The organism is Xenorhabdus bovienii, from assembly GCF_024721015.1.
Taxonomy (GTDB): domain Bacteria; phylum Pseudomonadota; class Gammaproteobacteria; order Enterobacterales; family Enterobacteriaceae; genus Xenorhabdus; species Xenorhabdus bovienii.
This window is the reverse complement of the sequence record NZ_JANAIF010000015.1, coordinates 45,571-66,695: the sequence shown is the minus strand read 5'-3', so window position 1 is coordinate 66,695 and position 21,125 is coordinate 45,571. Positions and strand designations below refer to the sequence as shown.

The following is a 21,125-nucleotide window of genomic DNA, read 5'->3' as shown; positions in this document are numbered from 1 at the left end:
GGCGGCGGTGTGCAGGTGTACTCATGGTTAATCAACTCTTATGATGGAATGGTGGGGCATTATTATTGCACGAAATTTCTCATGACGACACCATCTAGCATGATATAGCGAATAGGCAGGATAATATTTATTAGGATTTGATCAATGTGATCAGGAATATCAGGCGAAAGAAATATACTTTACGCCCGTCCGGAAAATATAAAGTTAAGGTTACTTAATGACGATGATTGATACAGTTGCTTTACAGCGGGCGCTTGATAATTGGCTGCTTTTCTCTCCCTGTCTGGGGGTTAATGTCACTCTGTCTGATTCTCTTGGTAATCATTGGCATAGCGCTAGCGGGTTTGAACAATTTGAAAATAAAACAGAAATGAAAGCATTACAGCAGTGTTATATCTATAGCATTACCAAAACATTTACGGCGATCCGAATACTGCAATTAGTTGAACAAGAAAAATTGGCATTGGATTCACGATTGACGGAAATCCTTGGTCATTGTGGGCTCGATCCGGCTATTACGATCAGACAGCTTTTGAATCATACTGCGGGTGTCCCTAACTACACCGAGTTTGATGGATATGATGCTGCAACGAAGGCGAGTCCGGGGACTCCTTGGAGCTATGACGATACGCTGGCGTTGAGTGGTGAAAACGGCATGAAATTTTCTCCGGGGGAGGGGTGGGATTACAGTAATACCGGATACATGCTATTAGTTAAAGTTATTGAGATGGTGACGGGAGAATCATTTCAAAAAAATATTAATGACGGCATCATCTTGCCGTTAGAGCTAACTAAGACATATGTTGCTAGTGATATCGATCACGGCACCGTTATTCCGGGTTTTAGCCGTTGGCTTAATCATAATGATGTGATGGAAAACATAACGGGAATATATCATCCTCACTGGTGCAAGACAGAATTGATGGTTTCAACGACCAAAGAGATATGTCAGGTGTATCAAGCACTATTTCAAGGTAAAATCCTCAGCCCCGCTTTATTAGCGGAAATGTGTAAACCCATTTCGATTGGCAGAAGTGCTGGCCCTTTTTATCATAAGCCAAGTTATGGGATGGGATTAATGATTGATCCTGAATGGGGGCACGGAGGGTTGTTCGGTCACGGTGGTGAAGGGCCGGGATTTAATACATGGGCGCTTTATTTGCCGGATTATCAGGGGCGTGCCCTGGCGATATGCATTTTTTGCAATACCAGTATGGCAGGGCAGCCTATTTATTTAGTAAAAGATCTTTTGCGCGTGCTCGGCGCATCATTCACTGAATAACAAAACATTCCGATTTCTTTTGAAGGGCTAGCATGGAAAAACAGGATTTGTTTTTCCTACGGCGGGTTTAAGCTATTTTAAAATAACCGAAGTTCAGGTTCAGCATACAAATATTGTGACCCCTATCACGCTTTATAACCGATAAGAGTAAAACTAGGAAAAATTCCTAATTCAACTAAGACTGTAGCTCAAGCCAATCTTTCTCCACTTTTTTAAACTTCTGGGTAATGACAATACCGACGAAAACTCTCGCTTTTCTGCGATCTCCCTTTTTTGCTTCCTCCTGCATCAACAAAAAAGGTTTTCCTTATCGTGATTATCTGAGGATTTCACATGTTTAAAATTCTAGATCAAATTCGCAAGCCGACGCTGGATCTTCCGGTCGAAGAGCGCCGCAAAATGTGGTTTAAGCCCTTCATACAGTCGTACTTGGTGGTTTTTATTGGCTATATGGCCATGTATCTGGTGCGTAAAAACTTTAACATAGCCCAAAACGACATGATCTCCACTTATGGTCTGTCGATGACGGAGCTGGGTTTGATCGGACTGGGGTTCTCTATCACTTACGGGATCGGCAAAACCGTAGTGTCTTATTATGCCGATAGCAAAAATACCAAACAATTCCTTCCCTTTATGCTGATCCTGTCTGGCCTTGCCATGATCGGTTTCAGTATGAGTATGGGCAGTTCCAACATCAGCGTTTTCCTGATGGTGGCGTGTTATGCACTCAGTGGCTTTTTCCAAAGTATTGGCGGGCCTGCTAGTTATTCCACCATAACTAAATGGACTCCCCGTAATAAACGCGGAACCTATCTTGGCCTTTGGAATATGTCACACAACGTGGGTGGCGCAGGAGCTGCCGGGGTTGCACTATTTGGTGCTAATTACCTGTTTGATGGCCATGTGGTAGGGATGTTTGTTTTTCCTTCTATCATTGCACTGATCATTGGTTTTATTGGTTTACGCTACGGCAGTGATTCGCCAGAAAGCTATGGCTTGGGCAAAGTCGAAGAATTATTTGATGAAACCGTCAGCGAAGAAGATATCGCGGCAGAAGAAAATCAAATGACCAAACGCGAGATCTTTGTTGAATACGTATTGAAAAACAAAGTGATTTGGTTACTCTGCTTCGCCAATATTTTCCTTTATGTCGTGCGCATTGGTATCGACCAATGGTCAACTGTGTATGCGTACCAGGAATTAGGTCATTCAAAAGAAACCGCGATTTCCGGTTTTACATTGTTTGAAGTTGGGGCGCTGGTGGGTACGTTGATGTGGGGATATCTGTCAGACTTAGCTAATGGTCGTCGTGCGCTGGTTGCCTGTATTTCTCTGGGTTTGATTATTGTCTGTCTTGAGTTCTACCAAAATGCCACCAGTGAGTTCATGTATTTGTCCTCTTTGTTCGTACTCGGCTTCTTGGTATTTGGCCCACAATTATTGATCGGCGTAGCTGCTGTTGGTTTTGTACCGAAAAAAGCGATCAGTGTGGCCGATGGGGTTAAGGGGACTTTTGCTTACTTAATCGGTGATAGCTTTGCCAAACTCGGCTTGGGCATGATTGCTGATGGCGTCCCCATTTTTGGTTTAACCGGCTGGAAAGGTACCTTTGTTGCACTGGATGCTTCGGCATTTATCTGTATCGGCTTGCTTGCTTTTGTTGTCATTGCGGAAGAGAAAAAAATCCGAAAAGCAAAAAAAAGCAGTCAATAACCTTGAAGAAATACACTGACGCCACTGCCTGAACGCAGTGGCGTTTTCTGCTTATCTTTTATCTCAATGTTCAGTCTATTGCGAAGCGACATCGATAACGGTAGTTTATGTTGATTCCCACATCCGGTAATAAATAACAATGATTAAAGTAGCATTAGTCGATGATCATGTTGTGGTACGCTCTGGTTTCGCCCAATTAATGAGTTTAGAACCCGATATCGAAATCGTCGGCCAATTCAGTTCATGTGCTGAAGCCAGAAATGGGCTGCCAGGCTCAGGAGCAACGGTTTGTATTCTTGATATTTCAATGCCAGATGAGAGCGGGCTTTCATTGCTGCAAGATCTCCCCTCCGGTATTCACTGCATTATGCTCAGTGTTCATGATTCTGTCACTATGGTAGAAAATGCATTGAAGGCGGGGGCTCGTGGTTATCTCAGCAAACGCTGTAGCCCGGATGAGCTGCTTCAGGCGGTGCGTACCACAGCAAATAATGGCTGTTATCTCACGCCGGATATTGCGCTGAAACTGGCGTCATCAAAAAATAGTCAGACTTCATTAGATTACTTGACCAACCGAGAGCGGCAAGTGGGTGAAATGCTTGCCAGAGGCATGGATGTCAAGGTTGTCGCGGCCGAGTTGGGATTGAGTCATAAAACAGTGCATGTTCATCGCGCCAATATGATGAGTAAATTGGGGGTGACAAATAACGTGGGTTTAGTAAATTATTTTACGACTAGTGATCTCTAATGCGTCGATATCTGATCAATTCATTTTGTGGCTGGTTATTGTTCTCATGTTGTTGGTTCTGCTTGTGGGTGATCGCCTACTATTTTGTTAATGACCCAGAACTGGCCATTTTATTTTTTCCTTTTGCTCTGCGCCTTGGCATCGTATTACATACGCCAAAACATTATTGGCCAACCATTTATGGTGCAGAATGGTGGCTGACCATCTGTTTGGCGCTATTAATGGGTCAGCCTCAATGGCTCACTGTGCTCACTGCTAGCATAGCCAGCCTCCCTGTTGTCTGGGTTGCCAGCCGTTATTATCGCGGAAGTCAATGGCAGCGGCTCGCTGTCATGGCAATGGTGATCACAGCAACCGCCATTATTAATGTCGTGGCAGTGAGTAACCACAATCCATCTTTGATCATCGTGTTTCTGGTCAGCTTAACCGGTGGCGTTATGTTGGTGCCCACATGCTATTTAGTCTGGCATTATCTGTTCCAAAGCATCTGGCTGCCTCTGACAGCCAACGTCGTGTCGCGTCAAATCCAGTTTCGTTTTCATCGCGTTATTCTGTATGCCCTGCTATTTGTACTGAATATTCTGTTACAAATTGGTTTTCCCAATGAATTACGCTATTTTGCGCCGTTCTGTCTGGCTATCCCCATTATTTTGTTGGCCTTTCGTTATGGTTGGCAGGGTGCCTTACTGGGAACATTACTGAACAGCATCGTATTGATTGCTGCGCGCAGTGGCGTTTCGAATATGGAAATCACCGACTTACTGTTATCGCTCTTGGCACAAACCATCACCGGGATAATGCTTGGCATGGCAGTTCAGCGTCAGCGTGATCTTAATACACAGTTAAAGCGCGAGCTCTATCGTAACCGTAGTCTTGCGGGCCAATTAGTCAAAGCAGAGGAATCGGTACGGCGCGATATTGCGCGAGAACTGCATGATGAAATTGGTCAGAACATTACGGCTATTAGGACGCAAGCTAATATCATTCAGCGGGTTGAAGTGACACCTATTGGTTCGAATTGTGCCAAAACTATCGAATCATTATCCCTTAATGTTTATGATACCACCAAAAGGTTACTCAGTTGTTTGCGTCCCAAAATCCTTGATGATCTTGGTCTGAAAGAAGCGATCGAACAATTGCTGCGGGATATGGAATTTGAAAACTGCGGCATATCAGTGGAAATCCATTGGGAAGCTAATTCTGCCGAGGTCATTGAGCAATTGAGTGACACAACAAAAGTCACGTTATATCGTCTCTGTCAGGAAGCCCTGAATAATGCATTAAAATACTCTCAGGCGGATCGCATTGAGCTGCATTTTTCTGTCAGGGCAATGATCCGTTTATTAATTAAAGACAACGGCATTGGCTGTAAGGCTGAAGATAACATGAAAGGATTTGGTTTACGGGGTATGCGGGAACGCGTACAGGCACTCGGTGGCCAATTCTCCATTCATAGCGAAAAACGACAGAATGACTCGACAAGCGCTGGTACAGATTTATCGATCATTTTGCCCAAACTTTAAGAAGTGGTCATGACAGGTTTTTCTCAATCCAAACCCATACCTCACGGCAATCTGTCCGATGTAGAAATCCGGGAGCAATACCGTTACTGGCGCTTGCATATTATGTTGAATCTATACGTGGGCTATGCGCTATTTTACTTTACCCGTAAAAGCTTCAACTATGCGATGCCTGCCATGATCACCGATCTTGGCCTTGATAAAAGTGAAATTGGCCTCATCGGGACGTTGTTTTATATCACTTACGGCTGTTCGAAATTTTTTTCCGGCATTATTTCTGATCGTTCCAACCCCCGCTATTTTATGGGAATAGGGCTGATTGCCACGGGGATCATCAATATCTTGTTTGGGCTGTCCAGCTCCATTGTCATGTTTACCTTTCTTTGGATATTAAATGCCTGGTTTCAGGGATGGGGTTCTCCCTCATGCGCTAAGTTACTCACGACTTGGTATTCTCGCTCAGAACGTGGCTTCTGGTGGGCGATTTGGAATACTTCACACCATGTAGGGAGTGCGTTGATTGCATTGATCGTCAGTTTTTTAACCTTGCATTTTAGCTGGCGAGAAGGATTTATTGTGCCGGGCTGTGTCGGGATCTTGGCAGGCATACTCTTATGCTGGCGATTACGCGATAAGCCGAGCACGATGGGGCTGCCGACCATCGGTCAGTTTCGCAATGATCTGTTAGAAAAGGCTCAGGAAAATCAAGGCAAAGGCCTGACGACCAGAGAGATCCTGAGAACCTACGTTTTCCGCAACAAATATATCTGGTTGCTTTCCTTTAGTTACGTGCTGGTATACATCGTTCGCACCGTCATCAACGACTGGGGAAACCTGTATCTGACTGAGTACCATCATTATGATTTAGTGAGCGCAAACGCCGTATTATCGCTCTTTGAAGTGGGGGGATTCATGGGATCGCTGGTCGCAGGCTGGGGGTCAGATAAACTCTTTGGCGGCAATCGTGGCCCGATGAATCTGATATTCTCGATGGGTATTTTCTTGTCAGTAGCGGCTTTATGGTTGATGCCTGTCACAGGGTTGGTTTTTCAATCGCTTGGCTTTTTTGCGATTGGTTTTTTTGTGTTTGGCCCACAATTGCTGATCGGTATGGCTGCCGCAGAGTGTTCGCATAAAGATTCAGCCGGTGCTGCGACGGGTTTTGTCGGGCTTTTTGCTTATACAGGCGCGGCCATTGCAGGCTATCCTTTCGCCATTATCCTGGAAAACTATCACTGGTCAGGGTTATTTATGACCATTTCCGTCTGCGCCGTCATGATCGGTTTATTATTGCTGCCTTTCCTGCAAGCACAGTTTCCTAAGCAAAGGGTACAACGTTAATCGTAGAAAGGGTGAGAGCGTCCTCCACTCGTTCTCTGAATAAATATCGAGTGGAGGGTCTTTTCAATCAGAGCCCGGCAGATTAAGCCTTCACTTCTTCTCTCATGATACGGTTCAACCACGGAACCATAAAGGTCATGATAACGGCGACAATCAGAGTGGCAACACCGATTTTACCGAACACACTCATATAAATTGGCAGAGTTTGCAGAGGATCAGTCACGCCTACGGGGGTCGCAGTGAGTACCGCCACATGACTCGCCAGCATTGATGCCACCGCTTGTGACAGGAACCACATTCCCAGAATAAAGCCGGTCAGATAACTGGGAACAAATGCAGCGACCATTGCCAGCCCCAGAGCGCTGATCATCAATTCGCCTATGCTCTGGAACAGATAAACCAGCACGATAAACCACGGTGAAGTAATGCCTTGGGCGTCGGCAAACAAACCGGAGGCGGCGGCTGTCAGGAAGCCCAGAGAGCACAGGAACATGCCGAAGGTGAATTTTGCCGGCATCGAGAAGTCTTTACCTTTCGCTCCCAGCTTGGTGTAAACCACCGCCAGTATTGGGCTGAAGATGATAATCCAGAATGGGTTAAGTGCTTGGAAACTGACGGGATTGACATTAAAACCGAGGATCTGGTGATGGACGTTGTTAATGGCGAAGAAGTTGAGGGACATTGGCATCTGGTTATACAGGATGAAGAACACTACAGCCTGAAGCATCAGAATAAACGCCACGAACATTTTATTACGGGCGACTTTTTTCTGCTTGAATGCCTGCCAGAAGAAAATCAGTACGACGATGGTGGTAATCGCGAACAGGGCGATATTGGCAACCTTGATATTGTGCAGTAACCATGCACAGACACCAATCATGACTACAGAACCTATCAGAACGGCAATCAGACTGATGGGCTTGACAGGATGATGATCAGGTGCAGAGCCGATATTATGTACCATACGACGGCAGGCGATATACACCAACAGGGCGATGATCAGGCCGATACCGCAGATATTGTAAGTAACGGTATAACCATATTTTTCAGCAATCACCGGGGCGAGGGAAAGGGAAAACAGAGAGCCGAGATTGATGGACATATAAAACAGAGTAAATGCCCCATCCAGACGGGGGTCTTGTGGTCGGTAACATTTAGCCAGCAGGCTGGCGGGGTTGGCCTTGAAAAGACCATTACCGACCGCAACGGTGCCTAATGCATAAAAAATCAGTTCCGGTTTCATGATAGACAGGCCGATCATGTAATAGCCGATTGCCATGACAATCGCACCCAGAACGATGGTTCGTTTAGTTCCAAGTATGTGGTCACCAACATAACCACCGATAGAAATCAGGCCATACACCAGAGCGGTGAACGCACCAAAGGTAATAAATGATTGTTCTTCTGAAAAACCCAGTTGTTGAACGAAATAAACGGCCAAAATGCCTTGAACGCCGTAGAAACCAAATCGTTCCCATAGTTCAACAAAAAAGATCATGAAAAAGGGTTTTGGTTGATCCCATAAACCGACGGGTGCGGTTTTACTCATAGAGGTGCCTCTGTTAGTTGTCATTCCAATGGACAATACATCCAGAGTTTATACTGATGTTAACTGAACGATAACATAATGTATTGTACGGGTTGTGATTTTGTTTATTTATTCAAGTGATCGTAGAACGCGGGAGGTTAATATACAGGTGTAATATCTTCTCAGTGGTAGATCACACTAACGTAAAAAGTAAGACCAGATTTAGCAGAATATTCACTAAGTTAATGTCAAAAATTGTTAATCAAAGGGTTAAATGATTTAAAATAACCTAATATGGTTATTTTAAATCAATGATGTATGCCTGTTTTTGAGGCAGTGCAGTAATAGAATTTGAACAAATGTTAAATTCATCTTATTTCACTGTACGTATACCGTGCAATAAGATGAATAGACCCGTTGAATTCGCCTGCGACTCTTTATTGAGCTATTCTTATTGATATCATCCATTAATATCCAAAATTCGATATAATACAATTAGTAATGCTTAGTGATAAAAAATAAAATTTCATCATTTTATTCAAAATTAATACTATTGAATTCATATTCAGTTAAGTTTATCATTAAGTGCGTTTTTGTATCTTTATAACAAATTAGAGTTATTAGATTGTTGTTTCAGAGAGCTATGAGAAAAGTGAAATGTTCAGTTGATGAAGGCTCCCGGATGGAGCCTTCTACTTATCTTGGAAAAATATTGGCCGGGGAAATATTGGATAAATTACCGTATAAAATTAAACCGCATCCGCCAGGCTTTTATCCATCACATGATGAAAATCACGTTTAAAATAAATCAGCCCGTGGCCTTCTTCCTTGACGGCCATCTGTTTGACTTCCACTAGATAGACATAATGCGTGCCGATTTCTTGTATTTGCTCAATACTTCCTTCCAGATTGGCCAGCGTTTCTTTCAGCATCGGTTGTCCCAGAGCGCCCGTTTTCCAGATATTCCAGCCAAAGCGCTCTTCCATGCTGACGCCCGTCATTCCGGCGAAATGACGAGCAATCAATTCCTGTTCATGATTCAGGATATTGACACACAGGCGGCCATTTTCCTGAAATACCGGATTCATGGCGCTATTGCGATTGATGCATACCATCAGAGTCGGAGGCGTATCTGTCACAGAGCACACCGCCGTTGCAGTTATACCGCATCGCCCCGCAGGACCATCCGTGGTGATGATATTTACCGCAGCGGAAAGGCTTGCCATCGCATTCCGAAAACGCAGGCGATGTTCATTTTCTACAGACATAATAGACCTCCTGCTACTGATTTATTTCAGCAGCTTATCTAACAGGTTAATATCACGGTTATTGTGTAAATGGGGTTTTGTCCAGCCATCCAAGTCATAATCTGAGAGACAGCGATCCACCAATTCCGTCATTTTCTTCATATTACCGGAGCCATAGGCATGACGCAGGCACTGTAGGCGAATCTCATCCTGACTGCCGGCATAATTGATTTCATACAATTCATGGCGCCCGCCGAATTCGCTGCCAATGGCATCCCACATTAATTTCAAAATTTTAATTCGCTCTACATGGTCAATACCGTTAGAGCCGCGTACATATTTCTCAAGATACTTATTGATTTCAGGATTATTCATATCGCGCACACTGGATGGCAGATAAATCAAGCCGCTGGTGACATTGTTTTCAATGATGTTCTTGATTTTGGTATAAGCCATCGGTGCCATGACACGATAAGTCTGAATCGCCTGAGTATCCGGCAGATAAGCGCCGCCTTCCCACGGTTTGGCTTCTGCCCACATCGCATCCGTCAGTGACCAGAACAGATTGCGCCATGCCACGACTTCCCCCAGATCGGCCTGAACACCCCGGAAATCCACCACACCAGTACATTCAAGGCTCTTTTGCAGCAATCCCGTGATGAAGTCCAGTTTGACAGCCAGGCGTACACAGGCCTGCATGGGGAACAGACGGGCAAAACCGCCTTGGACAGCCCAATTGCGGGCGCGATCAAAATCGCGATAAATTAACACGTTTTCCCACGGAATTAACACCTTATCCATGACCAGAATGGCGTCATTTTCATCAAACCGACTGGAAAGGGGGTAATCGAAAGGTGAACCCATGGCACCGGCAACCAATTCGTAAGAAGCGCGCGAGATCAATTTCACGCCGTCGGCATCCATGGGTGCGACGAACATCAAGGCGAAATCGGGGTTATCGCCGATAACTTGTGCAGAACCAAAACCAATGAAGTTATAGTGAGTGAGCGCCGAATTGGTTGCGACAACTTTGGCACCACTGACGATAATCCCGGCATCGGTTTCTTTTTCTATCTGGATAAAAACATCTTTAACCTGATCGGCTGGCTTATGTCGATCAATCGGTGGGTTCACAATGGCATGGTTGAAATAGATACCGCTTTCCTGAATGCGTTTATACCATGTGCGGGCGTTATCCGCGAACTGCCCGTAAAATTCAGGATAAGCACCTAATGCGCAGCAGAATGCTGCTTTATAGTCAGGAGTGCGTCCCATCCAGCCGTAGCTTTGGCGTGACCATTCTGCAATGGCATCCCGCTGTTGGCGCATTTCATCCGGGCTGGTTGCAAAGCGGAAGAACTTGTGGGTATAGCCGCCACTGCCGGTATCGGTATCCCAGCAGAGTATATCGTGGGTTTCCGGCTCATGCAGGGCATCATACAGTTGACCTATCGAGGCTGCGGCATTACGGAAAGCGGGATGTGTCGTGACGTCTTTGACGCGTTCGCCGTAAATATAAATTTCCCGGCCATCCTGAAGCGATTTCAGGTACTCTTTGCTGGTAAACGGGCGTTTATGGTCGGCACGCAAATCTTCTAATCTCATGGCTACCTCACAAGTCAAAAATTCCCCGTTTTGATTTGTTATCTATATGGGGATGTGGTGTTAATTTTATGTTTACTTCCATTGCTTGATTGAAGCGACTAAGTGGCCGCACTTGAAGAGACTTTCGGAAGGTTAGCTGGTACTTTTCGGTGAGAGTGGATGATTTATTACAAAAGTGTGATCACCTTTGTGTTTTAAAGGCATGAATTTTCTAAGGGAAATAAATAGTTAGTTTACCCATAGCAATAATATTAACTTTGGCGTTGACATATTCGATGACTTTTTTGGATAGAAATATCGTTCGAGTCAATAGCATAATTTTATTTATTTTTATTTTTTTTGGAATGTATTTTTTATTAGAAATAATTTAAATTATAAATTATAGGATGTGTTTAAATTAAAGAATTGAATGGTGATTTTATATATTTATATATTATGGTGAAAATGTTTATTAATTTATTTTGTTATTATAACTCCTTGGAGTCATGACTGGATATTAGACGAACCTTTAAGACGCTTGCAGGAAAGATGGGGATCAGTTCTGAGATGAGAGATAGGTTACAGAACCATAAAAAACCCGGTGTCTCAACCAAACACTACGATCGCTACGACTATCTGAAAGAAAAACGGGAAATTATAGCGCAATGGGAAAGTAAATTACTATCACTATAGGGCAGAAAGCTGCCCTTTGAAATCCGGGCAGTTGTCTAACAAAGTTGAGTTATTTGGGTTGACTTAATCCTCATGTTGCTAAATATGCCAAATATTAATTTGTCTGTTTCCATTTAGGATTTAGTTCATCGCAATATTTACTTTCATTTGAATTAATAGCTTGCGTTTATATATTCAATGCAAATATATCATTTGTTATTATGATTTTTTTCATTAAATAAAAAAGACAGAAAATAAAAACCTCATTGCTAAAAATAGTCTTTTTTGTGATAAAGATCATAAAATAAGAATGATCATGATTTTGTCAAAACTATTACCTATTTTTTATTTTTACTTCATGATGTTACGAAAAAAACACCTTTTATGATTAAATATTAAACGGTTCGATTCACTAATTATATACATTATCTAAAAATATTATTTTTCAACAACAATAATTTTAATTTTTTACGCTGCTATTGTCGGATGCCGTTTTTTATTTCACTTGATTTAATTTGGTCTTTACTCCTTCGTTATTTATTATTGCCCCCATTTTATTTATCACGGATCAGCCGATATATTCGGACACAGAGTCCCATCAAATTATCGAAAGACAACGTATTGCGTCCTGAATTAACCAATTTGTCGGAGACAAGGTGAGTTAGATTTAAATCCGGTGCCCAAATGTTATGGCCTGCGTTGCTATCAGGCGGGATGCCTATTACATAACGTTCCATCATCTCAGGGAGACACATCATGTCAATAAAGAAGAACATCGATAAATTGAAGAAAGGACACTCCCTTGTTCAACAGGGGCAAGAGGCTGTTCAGAAAGCGAAACAGGTTGCAGGCAAATTGGGCGGCGGCATGTCAGGCACGGCAGGCTTAATTCCGGGTGGCGGTTTTACCGGCGGAATAGGCGGACATTCAGGGAGCGGCATGTCAGGCGCGGAGGGCTTAATTCCGGGCGGCGGTTTTGCCGGCGGAATAGGCGGCCGTTCAGGCAGCGGCATGACAAGCACCGCGGGCTTAATCCCGGGTGGCGGTTTTACCGGTGGAAAGGGGCTGGCAGAACGCGCAGCCGGGGGGCAGAATGCGGCCACCAAAGCGCTGGAAAAAGCCGCCCAGATGCTGATGGGAGGGCGTGACCCAAGTGGCCTGCAATTTACCTTGACCGCAGGCGGCTTACCGCCGCAGACGTTTGTCGTGACCGATTTCACGCTGAACGAAAGTTTTTCTCAGCCGTTCAGCCTGAGTGTGGGACTGGCGAGCGCCGACCCGGCTATCGATTTTCCGGCAGTACTGGATCGCACCGCCACGCTGACCATTCTGCAAAACGGTATCGAACAACGCAGCATCACGGGGATCGTTTCCCGCTTTGAGCAGGGTAATACCGGGTTGCACCAGACTACCTACCAAATGACTATCCGCCCTGACCTGTGGCGTACGACCCTGAGACAGAACTCGCGCATTTTCCAGCAGCAGGATATCGCCACCATCCTCACCACTCTCCTGAAAGAACACAACATCCGCGATGTGATCTTCAGCCTGCGCCATCCTCACCCGGCGCGCGAATTCTGCGTGCAGTATCAGGAAAGTGACTTTGCCTTCCTGCAACGGTTAACGGCGGAAGAGGGCATTTTCTACTTCTTCGAATGCAGTAACGGGCGCAACACGCTGGTCTTTGCCGACGACTGCGGTTCAGTCCCGCCGGGCATAGTGATCCCTTATCAGCCCGGTGAAGTCAGCACCGGGGGTGAACCTGCCATCAGCAGCTTGACATGCAGCGCACAGGTGCGGCCGGCGCAGGTCCAGCTTAAGGATTACACCTTCAAGAATCCAGCGTGGCCGGCGGAATTTCACCAACAGATGCGGGACGAAAATCTGCAACAACTGTACTACGAGCACTACGACTACCCCGGTCGCTTCAAGGACGAAGCACATGGCAAGGATTTTACCCGCTACCGGCTGGAAGCGCTGCGTAGCGATGCAATGATGGGACAGGGCAGCGGCAATGCGATAACCCTGCAGCCGGGCAAGCTGTTTATCCTTGATAACCATCCCCGGGCAGACCTGAATCAGTCATGGCAGACCGTCTCCACCAGCCACAGCGGCAGCCAGCCGGGTGCCCTTGAAACGAAAACCGGCGACAGCGGCACCACGCTGCACAGCCACTTCTATTTCATCCGTCAGAATCAGAACTGGCGCCCGGCTCCGCTGCCCAAACCGGTGGTTGATGGCCCACAAATCGCTAAGGTGGTCGGCCCAGCCGGTGAAGAAATCTTCTGTGACCAGTACGGGCGCGTGCGCCTGCAATTCCCGTGGGATCGCTACGGCAAATCCAACGACCAGAGTTCCTGCTGGATACGGGTGACTCAACCGTGGGCAGGGCAAGGCTGGGGAATGCTGGCCATCCCACGTATCGGACAGGAAGTGGTGGTGGATTTCCTACACGGCGACCCCGACCAGCCGATAGTGACCGGGCGTACTTACCATGCCAGCAACATCCCGCCGGGTGCCTTGCCGGGCAGCAAAACCCAGATGGCGTTCCGCTCCAAAACTCACAAGGGACAGGGCTACAACGAACTGCTGTTTGAGGATGCCAAGGGCAGCGAACTGCTGTCACTGCACGCGCAGAAGGACATGTACACCAAGGTGCTCAACGACCGCGATACCCATGTGATCGCCAACCACAGCGAAACCGTGGAGAAAAACCAGACCATCAGGGTCAATGAGAACAAAGAGGAAACGGTCACACTCAACAGTACAGAAACGGTGAAAGAGGTGCGAAAACTGATCACTGGCCAGAACTACATTATTGAGGTCGGTGCACACAAGACAGAGACCATCACCCATACCCTTTCCATCACGGCCGGCGATGTAATTGAGCTGCGCTGCGGCCTGAGTGTGTTGCGCATGGACAGTGCCGGACGTATCACCCTTCAGGGCAGTGAGCTCAAATTTGAAGCCAGTGGCCCGGTGCAAATCACCGGTAAAGACATCGACCTGAACTAAGAAGGACAGACTGAGATGGAATTTCGTAACCTGACTCCCTTTGCCGTGATGAACTATCAGATGCTCGATATCGAAGATACCGAGCATCACGTCGCGGTCATGAAAATCGGCTACCAGCTACTGCCTACCGGACAGGGGGAATACAGTGCGGAATTACTGCCCGCGCCTCCCCTGTGTTTACAGGATGAATACCGTGGACAGATGAATGCCTCACAGGTGTTGCAGGAGAGTGACCTTGCCCCGTTTAAACCTCGCTGTGACGTGATTGTCAACGGCACGGCTTATGCGCCGGAAGGTAAACCCTGTACCGAATTTCCTGTGCAGTTGCAGGTACAAACCAAGCAGGGCCAGATCCTGCTCGACAAAACCCTGACTGTGACCGGCGAGCGGGAGTTTATTCGCGATGCGGATGGCAACTGGCAACTAACCGACCCGAAACCTTTTGCAACGCTGCCGTTGGATTATCGCTATGCCTTTGGTGGTGAATGCAAAATTCAGGCAGGTGATAAAGCGAACGAATACCTCAAGGAAAGTGATCGTCTGACACCGGAACAGCGCCAGCAGCATTCAGACGGGAAAAATGCGCCTGCCGCTCATGCCGTTTGTGAAACCAATCCGCTGGGAACGGGGTTTATCACTCCGTGGTACGCCAACGCGAAACAGCTCACCCGTTACCCTGCGCCGCGTATTATCCGGCCGGATGCTGAGTTCACTGCCCAACTTTTTGCAGCTCAACTAGGGGGAACACTGCCTGTCGATACCCCAGCCAGCCAACCGCAGGGCATGGGCTTTATCGGCCGTCCGTGGCTGCCCCGCCGCACATTGGCCGGCACTTACGATGATAACTGGCTGGCACACCGTCACCCTTACCTGCCAAAAGATTTTGACTTCGCCTACTGGAACGGTGCACCCACTGACCAGCAGATCGACTGGCCGGAAACCAACCTCTCGCTGCACCTGCAGGGCATGACCCCCGGTGGCAACCTACATGTCACCCTGCCGGGACACCGCCCGTTTATTCTGCTGCGGATGCACAACGGCATGTTGCTGCCCGTCCCGATGCGCCCTGACACGTTAATTCTCGACAGCGACGCTAAAACACTGTACCTGACCTGCCGACTGAATTTTAAAACCGACCTGCCTGTACGGGTTGCCGAAGCGCGGTTTGAAATCAACCCGGAGGCACCGTTGCTTAAACTGGCACCCCTGGAAGAGGAGAAAAAGGATGGCTGATAACTACATCGCCCGCACTGCGGGCAGCTGGATGATTGTCGGCATGCTGCCGGACGTGTGTAAAACCCCGATGGGCCCCTCAACGCCCCCGATACCCTATCCAGTGGTAGCAAAACTGGCGGACAGCTCGTCACCGGTGCCCTCCGTGCGTGCCAATGGCAAGCCAGTGGTGGTGTTTGCCCGCAGTTTTGTCCCCACCACCATCGGTGACCAGCCCGGTGTGGCGAATGGTGTCAAAAGCGGCACGGTCGGCGGTAAATGCCATCCGCAGGAGCATACCAAGACGGTACGGGCTGGCAACAAACTGGTGCTGCGTCACGGGGATAAATTTTGGATGAACGGGGCATAAGGAAGGAAACCATGGCAGAAAAATCTTCGACGCTGGTTGTGACACCCACTGTTTATGCAGGCAAGGAATTTTGTGAGGAATTTAATATTCGGACACAGGCTGAGGCGGAAACCGCACTGAGCAAGGTCGATACGCTCTATCCACAAAGCAGCAAATATTATGGTGCTTACGGGGACGATCCGGGATTAGATGAATACTACAATGACGAAGACGCAAAATTCGAAGAGCAGTATTTTAAAAAAACAGCACAGGATGCCGTTGACAAATTCAAAAGCGGTGAGTTTCCGCTGAAGGAGTGGGAAGAAAAGGAAAAAACAAAAGGGCCTGAATACCCTCAACCCAATTCCCCCTTACCGGCCAAAGCCCGCGATGACAGTCCGACCGGGACGGGGAACACCCCCGGAATAATTACCGCTCAGGCCGGCCCAGCGCAAGTACCCGCGACCGAAGCCAATCCCCTTCCTCAAGCAGAAACACCGGCAGAAAAAAGTTGGCGGGCAAAAGCGTGGGCGGCAATGGTGGAAGCCAAAGACGGCGTCGTTGATTGGGCGCATGAGAAGGCGATTAATCATGCTGAAGGGATAAAACATCCGCTTGAGCGGGCGAAAGGCCAGCTAAAAGGTGCCTATAATACCGTGGTTGGCACAGCAGAATCCTATATCCAGGGGGCTTATTTTGAAAGCGCCAAAGATTCGGAGGATACAGCCCGGTGGCTTGAAATCTATGGCGAAACCGAAAAAGCGAAGACGGTCCGTGAAGTCGCAGATATTCAGAAAAAGCAAAGTGGGGAATTTAATCTGAATGACTGGAAAGCCACGTCCAGCAACCGGGCACAAGAAGCGGGGATACTTGATATTCAGGTTCTCGAAACCATTGGTTTGCCTGCCCGGAAAATCGACGTTATCAAAAAGGGCGCGACTGAATTAGCTTCTGCCGCCAACAAAGTCAGTACTGCGGCGACCAAAGCTGAAAGAAAAGTGCTTACTGAGGAAGCCAAAGCCGTAGAAGGTGCCAAAATCGAAGGCCAATCGCCGAAAACTGCCACGTCCTCACACGATAAACCCCAAAACGCTAAAGAAGACCATGTTGATAACAAGTCTACCGACAAAGACGGAAGCTGTAACGGGACTTGTAAAACGGAAGGTGAACCTGTCGATATGGCTACCGGTGACTTCCTGCAAGTCTGGCCAGTTATTGCTATCCCCGGATTATTGCCGATTACCCTGACCCGTACTTATCGCTCCACCGCCAACTTAAACGGCTTGTTTGGCCCTAAATGGGCGGATGACTGGTCACGTCAGTTGAAACGGGTCAATGGTAAGGTAAATTTCACCGATGCCGACGGCGTGATCTACGATTTCAGCACACCCAAAAATCAGGTGCTCTCCCGTAACCAGCATATTCCTCATTACGTGCTGACCGGTGAGTTGAATGGCGAACTGCAACTGACCGATCGCCAGTCCCAGCTTACCTACCACTTCAATCATGCCGTCGGATCTATCCGTAAATTATCCGCGATCACCGATCGCCGTCAGAACGCGATCCGGTTTATCTACAATAAACAGTCGCAACTGATTGAAGTCACGCGCACCGATGGTTTCCGGCTGATTCTGGGTTATCAGAATCAATACCTCCAAACCGTAGACTATCTTGACCAGCAAAAGCAACAACGGCTGGTGACCTGTCACTATGATCCGCAAGGTTACCTGCATGAATGTGACGCGTTTCAGCATAACCACCTGTGGCATGAATACGACGCACAGGGGTGGATGATCCGCTGGCACGATACCGACCAGACCGATTTAAGCCTGACTTATGATGAACAAGGACGGGTACTCAGCACCACTTCTCCCCGCGGTTACTGGTGTGACCATTTCCACTATGATGATCAGGCGCGTATCACCACCTATCGGGACGGCGAAGGCGGTGAAACCCAATACCATTACGATCACAACGGGTTGGTTGTCCGTGAAGTCGATCCGCTGGGGCGCATTATCCGCCGCCAGTGGCGCCATAGCCAAATTGTCTGGGAAGCCGATCGGGCAGGTGGGATAACCACATTCGATTACAACCCTGACGGGGCGCTGACCGAAGTGAAGCTGCCGACGGGCGAAACTTTCGCCTATGGTTATGACGAACACGGGCAGCTCATCGACAGTGTCCGGCCGACGGGTGAGCGTTGGCAATTTCACTATGATGAGCTGGGTAATCTGACGGCACTGACTCATCCGTTGGGGCACAAAGAAGAATACCAATACGGCACCCACGGTGAATTACGTCAGCGCCTGCTGCCGGATGGTCGCCAGTGGCATTACGCCTATGACGAACAGCAGCGGCTGGCGGCGGTGGTGACGCCAGATGGCCAGACAACCAATTTGCAACTGGACGAGCTGGGTCATCTGCGCCAACTCACCGATGCCCTCAAACAGCAGACTCACTACCGTTATAGCGACGCCCACGCCAGCCTTAACGGCAGCCTGACCGAAGTGGAACTGCCGGATGGCACCACGCAGCAACTGGCCTATGACAGTGAACGGCGCGTGGTGGCGGTTACTGACGGCGAAGGCCGTACCACCCGCTACACTTACGGCGCGTTTGACCTGCTCAATCAGGTGACCCGACCCGATGGCACTATCTTGCGCTTTGGCTATGACCGTCTGACCCGCTTGAAGTCCGTGACCGCTTCCACTGGCGAAACCTACCGTTATGAACGGGATGTGGCGGGTCAGATTATCCGGGAAACTGATTTTACCGGGCGTACTATTGATTATCAGTACGATAAGCTAGGCCGCCGCATTCAGGCACAATATCCCGAGGGTCAACAACTTCGCTGGCACTACTCTGCTGCCGGTTCACTGATTAAACAGGAAAGCTGGCAGCCGGAAGAAAACCAACGGGTGCTTAAAGACACCACCACTTACGAATACAATCAACGGTATCAATTGGTGAAAGCCACTCATGCCGATGTTACCGTCGAGTATGAGTACGACAAAACTACTGGCCTGCCGACTTGTGAGCGTATCAACGGGCGGGAAATCACGCGCAAATGGGATAACCTGACCGGGCGGCCAGTCAGTGAAAGTGTGGATGGCAATACCCTGCACTTTGGTTATAACCTGTCGGGAAGTCTGAATCACTTTCAGCTTAACCAGCATGCGCCACTGACATTCCAGCATGATGCACTGGGACGGGAAATGGTGCGGGAAAGTGCCAACGGGTTTATCCTCGCCAGCCGCTACACCGCAATCGGTTTGCTGGCACATCAGTCGGCAGGGCAAGCCACCCAATTTTTCAGGGAAACGCTGGCACAAAATGACCCGCATTTCCCGCCACAAGCGACTGCCGTCAACCGGAGCTGGCAATATGACCGTGCCCATAATGTGCGGGTGATTGACGACAGCCGCTGGGGGCAAACCCGTTACCGTTACAATGCCAACGACCAAATACTGCATACCCTGTTCGAGGGGGCACGTCCGCATGAAGAACAATTCAGCTATGATACTAACGGTAACCTGAGCCAACATCTGCCGACCGATGCGCGGGGCGCGGTGGCACAAATTACGCAGCGTCAGAAAGCCGGGCGCGTGGTGCAGCAAGGGGATATCCGCTATCGCTATGATGACAATGGGCGTCTGGTGGAAAAAACCGAACAACGTGACGGCTTCCGCCCGCAAATCTGGCGCTACCGCTGGGACACCCAAAACCAGCTCACCCACTGTGAAACACCGGATGGATCGCGCTGGCATTATCGCTACGATGCTTTTGGCAGAAGAATTCGGAAGCTGAAAGTACACGATGGTAAGCTGACTGCCGCCAATTTGCAGCGCTGGCTGAATGGTAAACCGGATTTAACGCCGAGAGCCGATGCCATCATGGGACAGGATTACCTGTGGAGTGGTGACCAGCTTATCGAAGAAACACCGATTTACGCCGATGGTACGCCAGTAGAAGATCAACGCATCCGCTGGCTCTATGAACCCGGTTCATTAACGCCGTCAGCACGTGTTGAAAAAGGCAAGCTGCACTATATTGTCAGTGATCATCAGGGCACGCCCCGCGAAATGTTGTCCGAGGAAGGGGTACTGGTCTGGGCGCAGCGGCTGACCACGTGGGGGAAAGCGGAGAAATCGCAGGTCATCGCTTCCAATAATCCGGATTATCATGTTAGCTGTAACCTGCGGTTTATGGGGCAGTATGAGGATGAGGAGAGCGGGTTATACTATAACCGCTTTCGGTATTATTCGCCGGAAACCGCGCAATATATTTCGCCCGACCCGATAGGATTGATGGGGGGCGTGAATCCGTACTCTTACGTCCATAATCCGGTTAACTTCATTGATCCGCTGGGACTGGCGGGTGATGATTGTGGTAAGCAGCTTAAGCTGTCTTCAAAAAATCCTGTTCCTAAAAGTGTTTCCAATGAATATGAAAATATAATCACAGGAAAAGGTACCCCAAGGGTACATAAGGATACTGGAATTCAAAAAACCCTAGAAGATAGAAAAGGAAAAACGAATAAATTCTGGATAGGAGCTAAAGAATGGCAAGTTGTTCACTCAGGAAAAGGGATTGATCCACACCATCGCATAGTAGAACAAACTTTACCGAATGGTCAAAAAATATATGGATACGCATTAAATCATGATTACGAAAAAGTCTATAAATTTCCGAGTCCTTGGTACCCCGATGGAGGTAAATATCCAGGACACAAGCCAGTGAAATAATAAACATTAATTTATTCAACAGAATGGCAACACTATGATTCACAGTAAATATTTTTTATATATAAATGACGTAGAATGCGCTATAGCCGATAACATTGACTTTCTTCACTTGAGTAATCATGAGGGCGATAATTTCGAATTGGTTCTATTAAGATCAAGAGAAATAAAG

General features: G+C 47.7%; 12 protein-coding genes and 1 pseudogene. 10 read left to right on the top strand and 3 right to left on the bottom strand.

All coding sequences use genetic code 11. From position 1 onward, the window contains the following. The first annotated feature begins 217 nt into the window (after positions 1 to 217). The 5 genes from NXS07_RS06335 to NXS07_RS06315 all read left to right on the top strand — a co-directional run bounded on the left by NXS07_RS06335 (position 218) and on the right by NXS07_RS06315 (position 6,604). Complete coding sequence (locus NXS07_RS06335; RefSeq protein WP_230581114.1) at positions 218 to 1,282, top strand: serine hydrolase domain-containing protein; 1,065 nt, start codon at positions 218 to 220, stop codon at positions 1,280 to 1,282. A gap of 333 nt (positions 1,283 to 1,615) precedes the next feature. After that, on the top strand, positions 1,616 to 2,995 hold the full coding sequence (uhpT, locus tag NXS07_RS06330; protein WP_258086387.1) for a hexose-6-phosphate:phosphate antiporter UhpT: 1,380 nt from the start codon (positions 1,616 to 1,618) through the stop codon (positions 2,993 to 2,995). Positions 2,996 to 3,134: 139 nt separating this feature from the next. Further along, positions 3,135 to 3,743 carry a response regulator transcription factor UhpA gene (gene uhpA / locus NXS07_RS06325; RefSeq protein ID WP_038195474.1) on the top strand — a complete coding sequence of 203 codons (609 nt, stop codon included), beginning with the start codon at positions 3,135 to 3,137 and terminating at the stop codon, positions 3,741 to 3,743. Next, positions 3,743 to 5,266 carry a signal transduction histidine-protein kinase/phosphatase UhpB gene (gene uhpB, locus NXS07_RS06320; RefSeq protein WP_258086386.1) on the top strand — a complete coding sequence of 508 codons (1,524 nt, stop codon included), beginning with the start codon at positions 3,743 to 3,745 and terminating at the stop codon, positions 5,264 to 5,266. The genes uhpA and uhpB overlap by 1 nt, the downstream gene beginning before the upstream one ends. A 9-nt stretch (positions 5,267 to 5,275) precedes the next feature. After that, positions 5,276 to 6,604 carry an MFS transporter gene (locus NXS07_RS06315; protein WP_038195476.1) on the top strand — a complete coding sequence of 443 codons (1,329 nt, stop codon included), beginning with the start codon at positions 5,276 to 5,278 and terminating at the stop codon, positions 6,602 to 6,604. Positions 6,605 to 6,686: 82 nt separating this feature from the next. Here the strand turns inward: NXS07_RS06315 and dtpB are convergent, their stop codons facing one another. The 3 genes from dtpB to hpaB all read right to left on the bottom strand — a co-directional run bounded on the left by dtpB (position 6,687) and on the right by hpaB (position 10,984). Continuing rightward, positions 6,687 to 8,153: a dipeptide/tripeptide permease DtpB gene (dtpB, locus tag NXS07_RS06310; RefSeq protein ID WP_046336367.1), complete on the bottom strand. Its 1,467-nt coding sequence runs from the start codon at positions 8,151 to 8,153 to the stop codon at positions 6,687 to 6,689. Positions 8,154 to 8,881: 728 nt separating this feature from the next. Next, entirely contained in the window at positions 8,882 to 9,400 is a 519-nt protein-coding gene (gene hpaC, locus NXS07_RS06305; protein WP_038195478.1) for a 4-hydroxyphenylacetate 3-monooxygenase, reductase component, read from the bottom strand. Positions 9,401 to 9,421: 21 nt separating this feature from the next. After that, positions 9,422 to 10,984, bottom strand: coding sequence for a 4-hydroxyphenylacetate 3-monooxygenase, oxygenase component (hpaB, locus tag NXS07_RS06300; protein ID WP_038218840.1), 1,563 nt, complete (start codon positions 10,982 to 10,984; stop codon positions 9,422 to 9,424). 492 nt (positions 10,985 to 11,476) lie between these two features. Between hpaB and NXS07_RS21590 the strand changes: the two are divergent. From NXS07_RS21590 to NXS07_RS06280, 5 genes and pseudogenes are all read left to right on the top strand, one after another. Further along, positions 11,477 to 11,656 (top strand): annotated as a pseudogene (locus tag NXS07_RS21590) (tyrosine-type recombinase/integrase); the annotation flags it as partial. A 735-nt stretch (positions 11,657 to 12,391) separates the two neighbouring features. Beyond that, positions 12,392 to 14,650 (top strand): type VI secretion system Vgr family protein, encoded by a 2,259-nt coding sequence (locus tag NXS07_RS06295; RefSeq protein WP_438818377.1) that lies wholly within the window; start codon positions 12,392 to 12,394, stop codon positions 14,648 to 14,650. Between the two features lie 15 nt (positions 14,651 to 14,665). Continuing rightward, complete coding sequence (locus tag NXS07_RS06290; protein ID WP_258086385.1) at positions 14,666 to 15,883, top strand: DUF2169 family type VI secretion system accessory protein; 1,218 nt, start codon at positions 14,666 to 14,668, stop codon at positions 15,881 to 15,883. Continuing rightward, positions 15,876 to 16,232, top strand: a complete 357-nt coding sequence (locus NXS07_RS06285) for a DUF4150 domain-containing protein (RefSeq protein WP_038244136.1) — start codon at positions 15,876 to 15,878, stop codon at positions 16,230 to 16,232. The genes NXS07_RS06290 and NXS07_RS06285 overlap by 8 nt, the downstream gene beginning before the upstream one ends. Positions 16,233 to 16,243: 11 nt before the next feature. Continuing rightward, positions 16,244 to 20,956, top strand: a complete 4,713-nt coding sequence (locus NXS07_RS06280; RefSeq protein ID WP_258086384.1) for an RHS repeat-associated core domain-containing protein — start codon at positions 16,244 to 16,246, stop codon at positions 20,954 to 20,956. The last annotated feature ends 169 nt before the right edge of the window (positions 20,957 to 21,125 follow it).

Excerpts from the sequence above, each read along its gene's own strand:
- NXS07_RS06290 (WP_258086385.1), top strand. The coding sequence starts at position 14,666 with ATGGAATTTCGTAACCTGACTCCCTTTGCCGTGATGAACTATCAGATG.
- NXS07_RS06285 (WP_038244136.1), top strand. The coding sequence starts at position 15,876 with ATGGCTGATAACTACATCGCCCGCACTGCGGGCAGCTGGATGATTGTC.
- hpaB (WP_038218840.1), bottom strand. The coding sequence starts at position 10,984 with ATGAGATTAGAAGATTTGCGTGCCGACCATAAACGCCCGTTTACCAGC.
- uhpB (WP_258086386.1), top strand. The coding sequence starts at position 3,743 with ATGCGTCGATATCTGATCAATTCATTTTGTGGCTGGTTATTGTTCTCA.
- hpaC (WP_038195478.1), bottom strand. The coding sequence starts at position 9,400 with ATGTCTGTAGAAAATGAACATCGCCTGCGTTTTCGGAATGCGATGGCA.
- dtpB (WP_046336367.1), bottom strand. The coding sequence starts at position 8,153 with ATGAGTAAAACCGCACCCGTCGGTTTATGGGATCAACCAAAACCCTTT.
- NXS07_RS06295 (WP_438818377.1), top strand. The coding sequence starts at position 12,392 with ATGTCAATAAAGAAGAACATCGATAAATTGAAGAAAGGACACTCCCTT.
- NXS07_RS06315 (WP_038195476.1), top strand. The coding sequence starts at position 5,276 with ATGACAGGTTTTTCTCAATCCAAACCCATACCTCACGGCAATCTGTCC.
- uhpT (WP_258086387.1), top strand. The coding sequence starts at position 1,616 with ATGTTTAAAATTCTAGATCAAATTCGCAAGCCGACGCTGGATCTTCCG.
- uhpA (WP_038195474.1), top strand. The coding sequence starts at position 3,135 with ATGATTAAAGTAGCATTAGTCGATGATCATGTTGTGGTACGCTCTGGT.
- NXS07_RS06280 (WP_258086384.1), top strand. The coding sequence starts at position 16,244 with ATGGCAGAAAAATCTTCGACGCTGGTTGTGACACCCACTGTTTATGCA.
- NXS07_RS06335 (WP_230581114.1), top strand. The coding sequence starts at position 218 with ATGACGATGATTGATACAGTTGCTTTACAGCGGGCGCTTGATAATTGG.